Genomic DNA, 6,969 nt, shown 5'->3' with positions numbered 1-6,969 from the left:
GGAGGGAAGAGGTCCGCTTGGGCAAGGGGCGGGTTTCCGTCAATCCTGTGCGGTCCCGGGTGACCCTGTGGGGTGAGCGCGTACCGCACACACCATGCAGACTCGACCATCCGTCACATCTGACGCACCGTCAGGCGTCAATAAAATAAGACAACATCGGTCTGTCGTTGCGCTGTTCGGGGGATGTGTCCGGATAGGCTCGGACTCCGCTTCAGGCGATCCCGCGGCCTGCCCGGATGGTGGAATGCAGACACGGCGAGCTTAAACCTCGCTGCCCCTCGGGGGCGTACCGGTTCAAGTCCGGTTCCGGGCACCTTTTCTGTTGCGGCGCGGAGGGGTTCCCGTATCAGCTGACGGGTTGTCAGGTCTCTGGGATGCTGGCCCCCATGACGGATGCCCCGGAAGCGAGCGCCGCCCCCGATATCTTCGCCCCCGCCCGGCTGGGTCCGCTGCGGCTGCGGAACCGGATCATCAAGGCGGCCACCTTCGAAGGGGTGGTGCCGCAGGGACTGGTCACCGATGGGCTGATCGACTATCACCTGGGGCCGGCGGCCGGTGGTGTGGGGATGAGCACCGTGGCCTACTGCGCGGTGGCGCCCGAAGGGCGCACCCAGCGTGGGCAGTTGTGGATGCGGCCCGGGGTCATGCCCGGGCTGCGGCGGCTCACCGAGGCCGTGCACGGTGCCGGGGCCGCGGTCGCCTTGCAGCTGGGGCACGCCGGGCCCGTGGCCGACGCGCGGTCCAACGGGGTGCGGGCGCTGTCGCCGATGGGGGAGTTCAGCCCGGTGAGTCTGCGGCGGAACCGGGCCGCCACCGCGGAGGACCTGGAGCGCGTCGCGCGGGCGCATGCCGATGCGGCCTGGCAGGCCGCGGAGGCCGGGTTCGACGCGGTGGAGATCCACCTCGGGCACAACTATCTGGCCAGCGCCTTCCTCAGCCCCCGCCTCAACAAGCGGACGGACGACTACGGCGGCTCGTTGCGCAACCGTGCGAGGTTCTCCCTGGCCATCGCCGCGGCGGTGCGGCGGAAGGTGAAGGACCGGATCGCGGTCACGGCGAAGCTGAACATGACCGACGGGGTACGTGGCGGGCTGAGTGTGGAGGACAGCCTGCAGGTCGCCGCGTGGCTGCAGGAAGCGGGCTCGGTGGACGCCCTGACACTCACCGCGGGCAGCTCCCTGCTCAACCCCATGTACCTCTTCCGCGGCGGCGCACCGGTCAAGGAGTTCGCCGCCCGGTTCCCGCAGCCGCAGCGCCTCGGCATCCGGCTTGCGGGCCGGTCGTTCCTGCGCGCCTACCCGTACGAACCCCTGTTTCTCCTGGAGCACGCACGCCGGTTCCGTCGCGAACTGACCCTGCCCCTGGTCCTGCTCGGCGGCGTCACCGACCGCGCGGGCATGGACAGGGCGATGGCGGAGGGCTTCGAGTTCGTGGCGATGGCGCGGGCGCTGCTGCGCGAGCCCGGCCTGATCCACCGCATCCGCGCCGACTCCGCGACCCGCTCGCTCTGCACCCACTGCAACCGCTGCATGCCCACCATCTACACCGGCACCCACTGCCCGCTGATCCCCGCGCCACACCGGCACCCACTGCCCGCTGATCCCCGCGCCACGTGAAGCGGTCTCTTGAACTTCGTACGGTGCGGGCATCAGGATCCGGAGTGACCGGCGTCGGACACGGCGCGCACGCACACGGATGCACACGCACAAAGGGGTACGGGGATGACCATCACGCTGGCCGAAGAGATCATGCTGCTGTCCTTGGACGACGAGTCCGGGTCCGCCCAGCAGAAGCAGGCCGCCGCCTGGGCGGTCGCGGGCGGGATCCTGCTCGAGCTTGTGCTCGCCGGGCGGGTCTCGGTGAGCGGGAAGCAGCTCACCGTCGTGGACGCGGCGCCGACCGGGGAGCCGCTCCTCGACGGGCGCCTCGAGCAGATCAGGGCCTGGATCGGGGACCGCGGCAAGCGGCGCGTGAACGACTGGCTCATGAAGGAGCACGGCAAGGTCATCGCCCCGACCGTCGAGCGGCTGTGCGCGCGAGGCGTGGTCGTGGAGGAGAAGCGCAAGGCGCTGGGGATCTTTCCCGTACGCCGCTATCCCGAGGCGGACGCGACGGTCGAGGCCGAGCTGCGGGAGCGGCTGGGCGCCGTCGTACTCGACGGCGCCGAGCCGGACGCGCGCACGGCCGGCCTCGTCGCCCTGATCCACGGCGCCGGTCTGCACGGGTCGGCCTTCCCCGGCCGGCGCCGCAAGGAGGTCGCGCCCCGGATGGAGAAGGTGGCGGACGGGCAGTGGGCGGGGGAGAGCGTGCGGGCCGCCATCCGTGACATGCAGGCGGTGATGGCGGCGGTGACGGCCGCCACCGTGGCGACTGCCGTCAGCTAGGGGGCGTCGGCCGGCACAGCCGAAGGACCGCGTCCCGAGAGGGGCGCGGTCCTTCCAGTGGGTGAAGCGCGGCTCAGGTATTCGGGCGCTTGCCGTGGTTGGCCTTCTTCTTCTTGCGGGCCCGGCGCTTGTTGCCTCGTGCGGACATGGGGCCTCCCTTTTTGTGGGGGTTGGGGCGGATTGCCCATGCCCTGCCGAGTCTAGGTTCGCGCGAGCTCAGGGGCGCGAGGAACAGAGCGCGCGGCCTGCTCGTTCAAGGGGATGGGAAAGATCCTCCCTGAGCACTAGGGTGCATCTTTTGCTAACGCATTACTCTTGACCTAAGGCCACGCAGGGTGGCCACGGAGGAGTGAAATGAGGAGCAGCAACCCGGTCTTCTCGCGACGGGGGTTCAGCCGCGACAACGGCCAAGCGGGCTTCAACGCCGGGCCGCAGGCCGGGGGCCCCGCCGTAGGCACGCAGGGCAGCCCGTACGCGGGTGGTAACCCGTACGGTCAGCCGACCGCCGCGCCTACGAATCCCTACGCGCAGAACCCGTACGCGCAGCAGGACCTCCAGCACGGCGCCCCGCAGGCACCGGTCACCACCGGCAACCGCATGACGATGGACGACGTGGTGTCCCGTACGGGCATCACGCTCGGCCTGGTCATCGCCGGCGCCACCGTCGCCTGGGTCACCAACCTGAACCTCGGCCTCGCCATCGGCGCCGGTCTCGTGGCGATGGTCCTGGCCCTGGTGCAGTCGTTCAAGCGCAAGCCGATCCCCGCGCTGATCCTGACCTACGCCGCGCTCGAGGGTCTCTTCCTCGGCGCGATCAGCAACTACGTCGACACGTTCGTCGCCCCCGGCGCCGCCATGCAGGCCGTCCTCGGCACCATGGCCGTGTTCGTGACGATGCTCGTGCTCTACAAGACGCGCATCGTCCGGGTGACCGCGCGGTTCACCCGCTACCTGATCATCGCGGCCACCGCGTTCCTGGTGCTCACCGCGGTGAACCTGCTGTTCATGGTGTTCGCGGGCGGTGACGGCCTCGGCTTCCGCAGCGGCGGCCTCGGCATCGTCTTCGGCATCGTCGGCATCCTGCTCGGCGCCTTCTTCCTCGCCCTGGACTTCAAGCAGGTCGAGGACGGCATCGCCTACGGCGCTCCGCGCGAGGAGTCGTGGATGGCGGCCTTCGGCCTCACCATGACGCTGGTGTGGATCTACCTGGAGATGCTGCGGCTGATCTCGATCCTGCAGGGCAACGACTGACCGCAGGACCCGTAAGGCGGTAACCATGTGAAGGGGCTCCCGGTTCGCACCGGGAGCCCCTTCACGTATGCAGGCGTCAGTCTCGTCGGTCTCTCTCAACGCAGCCTGCGCGCGGCCCTCCTCATGTCGTGCTCGTGGATGATCGCTTTGGCGTGGCCATACGCGAGGTCGTACTCATGGCGGAGCCAGCTGACCTTCTCGTCGAAGCGAAGAAACGCGGGGCCGTCGTCAACGGCGCGCAGCCAGTCGGACACTTCACGGCCGGTGCAGTGGGGGATGCGGGCGAGCAGATTGCGATGGGTCTCCTCGGAGAAGACAAGGGACATCGGCGCCTCCGGACGCTGGCGTATCGGGCGTGTGGGGTCGGCAGTCCTCTTCACGCCACCGTGCCTGAGCGTTTCCGTGTTGGCAATGCCCCGTAGGAGGCACATAGGGTCGCTCCGTGCTTGATACGACGCCTCTGAACGCTGCCGTGGACCGCTTCGCCGACCATCTGCGGGCCGCGCCGCAGAGCCGGCTGCAGAGAGGCGCGGCGACCGAAGCGCTCGCTCTGGCCAGCGAGTTGGCACGGCGTGCCCAGATCATCGAGGGCGTCGAGGGGGAGCCGCGCGCGATGCCCGACGCGGGGATGTTCGCCGTTGCGGATCAAGTCACCGTCGCGGGGCGGGACTTGGCTCTCGTACTGAAAAATCATGAGGAGCTGACGGAAGCGGTCGCGCTGGTCGAGGAGGCGCAGAAACGCGCCGGTGTGTGAGCGGTGAACAGCAGTGCGCCGGGGTGCCCTTGTGGGGGCGCCCCGGCGCACTTGCCGTATAGGGGGTCGAGCTCGGATCACGCAGCAGCGAGGGCGTCACACAGGAGTAGTGACCTCACGCAGAAGCTATGACGCGGTCCGCCAGGATGTACACGTTCTCGTCGCCGCACGCGAACGTCAGCGAGTAGGCGCCGGAGACTCCGGAGCCGCCGAGCAGCACCGGGGTGTCGCCGCCCTGCAGGGCGGCGGCCAGACGCTCGGCCGTCTCGCGGTGACCGGGGGTCATACAGAGCGTGGTGCCGTCGGTGAAGACGTAGACGTCGAGCGTGCCGAGCGGACCCGGACGGACGTCGCACAGCGCGGTACGGGCGTCGGCGAGCGCCGCGAGACGGGCCGCCGTGTGCTCGTGGTCGCCGCCCAGGGCGGCGCTCTCCTTGGCGGGGCCGACCGACTGCACCGGGACGAAGTCCGGGTGCGAGGGGTGGCGGCGGCGGGCCGCGGCGAGCTCCGGGGAGTCGCCCGGGTACTCGTCGGCCGTGGCCGGCTCCTCGGCGGTCTCGGCCAGCTCGAGCTCGAAGCCGAGCTCGCGCTCCAGACCCGCGAAGTCCGACTGCTCGAGGCCGGCGAAGTCCGCCTGGCGCGGCAGGAACAGCTCCTCCGCCAGGTTCGGCGGCAGCGTGCCGAGCAGCGACGGGGCGTCGGCGGCGTCCCGCGCCTCCTGGGCGGCCCAGAACGCACGGGCCTCGGCCAGCTCACGCTCGCGCTCCTCGGCCAGGGCCTCGGCGACAGCGCTGCGAATCGCGGCGACATCGGGGGCGGAGGGGTGCTCCACCGAGGAGCGGGCCCCGGGCACCCGGGCCTGACCGGACGCGGCGCGGTCTGCGGCCAGCTCGGACCGCAGTGCCGTTATCTGCTTGTTCAGGCCCCGCACACTGTGCAGCGCCGCGGCGCCGACCATCGCCGTGGCAGCGGCGATGGCGAGCAGCAGGACACTCAAGGTGACACTCACTGACGTACTCCTGGTTTCAAAGTCGACCCCCGACTTCCTACATCAGCTTGTCGTGCAGCCTTAAAGCTTGTCAGTGGAGAAGGTCACGAATCGGACGGGTCCTTCGACCTCACCCATACGGGTGTAAGGCTCTGACCTGCAGATATGCCGCTCCCCCAGGACATTGGTCACATCCTGGGGGAGATTGAGTCACGGCCCGGGCTCGGTCGTAGCAGGTCAGGGACTCATCGTGACCGCCCGGTGACCGGCCGCGGTGCTCGATGACTAGCTGAGGCGCTCGATGACCATCGCCATGCCCTGGCCGCCGCCGACGCACATGGTCTCCAGACCGAACTGCTTGTCGTGGAACTGAAGGCTGTTGATCAGCGTGCCGGTGATCCGGGCGCCCGTCATGCCGAAGGGGTGGCCGACGGCGATGGCGCCGCCGTTGACGTTCAGCCTGTCGATGTCGATGCCCAGATCGCGGTACGAGGGGATGACCTGCGCCGCGAAGGCCTCGTTGATCTCGACCAGGTCGATGTCGCCGATGGTCAGACCCGCGCGCTTGAGGGCCTGCTTCGAGGCCTCGACCGGGCCGAGGCCCATGATCTCGGGGGACAGGCCGGTCACGCCGGTGGAGACGATGCGGGCGAGCGGGGTCAGGCCCAGCTCGCGGGCCTTGGTGTCGCTCATGACGACCACGGCGGCGGCGCCGTCGTTCAGCGGGCAGCAGTTGCCCGCGGTGATCATGCCGTCGGGGCGGAAGACGGGCTTGAGGCCCGAGACGCCCTCGAGCGTGACGCCGGCGCGCGGGCCGTCGTCCTTGCTGACGACCGTGCCGTCGGGGGTGGTGACCGGGGTGATCTCGCGCTCCCAGAAGCCGTTCTTGATGGCTTCCTCGGCGAGGTTCTGCGAGCGGACGCCGAACTCGTCCATGTCCTGACGCGTCACGCCCTTGATGCGGGCGAGGTTCTCGGCGGTCTGGCCCATGCCGATGTACGCGTCGGGCAGCAGGCCGTCCTCACGCGGGTCGTGCCAGCTCGCGCCGCTCGACTGGGACACGGCGACGGTACGGGCCTCGGCCTCGGCGAAGACCGGGTTGTGCGTGTCCGGCAGGCCGTCGGAGGAGCCCTTGCCGAAACGGGAGACCGTCTCGACACCGGCCGAGATGAAGACGTCGCCCTCGCCGGCCTTGATCGCGTGCAGCGCCATCCGGGTCGTCTGGAGCGAGCTGGAGCAGTAGCGGGTGACGGTGCAGCCCGGCAGGTGGTCCATGCCCATCTGCACGGCCACGATCCGGCCCAGGTTGTGGCCCTGCTCGCCGCCCGGCAGACCGCAGCCGAGCATCAGGTCGTCGATGTCCTTGGGGTCGAGCTCGGGCACCTTGGCCAGGGCGGCCTGGATGATCGTGGCGGTCAGGTCGTCCGGGCGCAGGTCCTTCAAGGAGCCCTTGCCGGCGCGGCCGATGGGGGAGCGGGCAGTGGAGACGATCACGGCTTCGGGCATCACGGGCTCCGGTTCTCGGGGGGCGGCGGCGGGCGTCGGGGCGGCTCGTGCTTCTGACTCCCGCTTCGGGCTTGGCCGAGGGGGAA

Annotated in this window: 8 protein-coding genes and 1 tRNA gene; 5 read left to right on the top strand and 4 right to left on the bottom strand. The window is 69.9% G+C overall.

Features of this window, described 5'->3' with window-relative positions; all coding sequences use genetic code 11:
• The first annotated feature begins 230 nt into the window (after positions 1-230).
• From G6045_RS21725 to G6045_RS21715, 3 genes are all read left to right on the top strand, one after another.
• Positions 231-313: transfer RNA gene (locus G6045_RS21725), tRNA-Leu, on the top strand.
• Positions 314-386: 73 nt separating this feature from the next.
• Complete coding sequence (locus G6045_RS21720; RefSeq protein WP_165333708.1) at positions 387-1,616, top strand: NADH:flavin oxidoreductase; 1,230 nt, start codon at positions 387-389, stop codon at positions 1,614-1,616.
• A 105-nt stretch (positions 1,617-1,721) separates the two neighbouring features.
• On the top strand, positions 1,722-2,384 hold the full coding sequence (locus G6045_RS21715; protein ID WP_165333707.1) for a GOLPH3/VPS74 family protein: 663 nt from the start codon (positions 1,722-1,724) through the stop codon (positions 2,382-2,384).
• A gap of 73 nt (positions 2,385-2,457) precedes the next feature.
• Here the strand turns inward: G6045_RS21715 and G6045_RS42405 are convergent, their stop codons facing one another.
• A complete protein-coding gene (locus G6045_RS42405; protein WP_374194360.1) occupies positions 2,458-2,532 on the bottom strand; it encodes a 50S ribosomal protein bL37 in 75 nt (24 codons plus the stop codon).
• Between the two features lie 206 nt (positions 2,533-2,738).
• On the opposite strand from G6045_RS42405, the gene G6045_RS21710 reads away from it, so the two are divergent.
• Positions 2,739-3,635, top strand: coding sequence for a Bax inhibitor-1/YccA family protein (locus tag G6045_RS21710; RefSeq protein WP_165333706.1), 897 nt, complete (start codon positions 2,739-2,741; stop codon positions 3,633-3,635).
• A 95-nt stretch (positions 3,636-3,730) separates the two neighbouring features.
• Here G6045_RS21710 and G6045_RS21705 read toward each other — a convergent pair whose 3' ends face one another.
• Positions 3,731-3,961, bottom strand: coding sequence for a DUF4287 domain-containing protein (locus tag G6045_RS21705; RefSeq protein ID WP_165333705.1), 231 nt, complete (start codon positions 3,959-3,961; stop codon positions 3,731-3,733).
• Positions 3,962-4,077: 116 nt separating this feature from the next.
• Here G6045_RS21705 and G6045_RS21700 point away from each other — a divergent pair, with 116 nt between their 5' ends.
• Complete coding sequence (locus tag G6045_RS21700) at positions 4,078-4,389, top strand: hypothetical protein (protein WP_165333704.1); 312 nt, start codon at positions 4,078-4,080, stop codon at positions 4,387-4,389.
• Positions 4,390-4,504: 115 nt separating this feature from the next.
• Here G6045_RS21700 and G6045_RS21695 read toward each other — a convergent pair whose 3' ends face one another.
• Both G6045_RS21695 and G6045_RS21690 read right to left on the bottom strand, forming a co-directional pair.
• Positions 4,505-5,347 (bottom strand): hypothetical protein, encoded by an 843-nt coding sequence (locus G6045_RS21695; protein ID WP_165333714.1) that lies wholly within the window; start codon positions 5,345-5,347, stop codon positions 4,505-4,507.
• A 315-nt stretch (positions 5,348-5,662) separates the two neighbouring features.
• A complete protein-coding gene (locus tag G6045_RS21690; protein ID WP_165333703.1) occupies positions 5,663-6,883 on the bottom strand; it encodes an acetyl-CoA C-acetyltransferase in 1,221 nt (406 codons plus the stop codon).
• Between the last annotated feature and the right edge of the window lie 86 nt (positions 6,884-6,969).

This window comes from Streptomyces mesophilus (assembly GCF_011044995.1).
Lineage (GTDB): Bacteria > Actinomycetota > Actinomycetes > Streptomycetales > Streptomycetaceae > Streptomyces > Streptomyces mesophilus.
The sequence above is the reverse complement of the archived record's forward strand: the minus strand, read 5'-3'. Positions and strand labels throughout refer to the sequence as shown.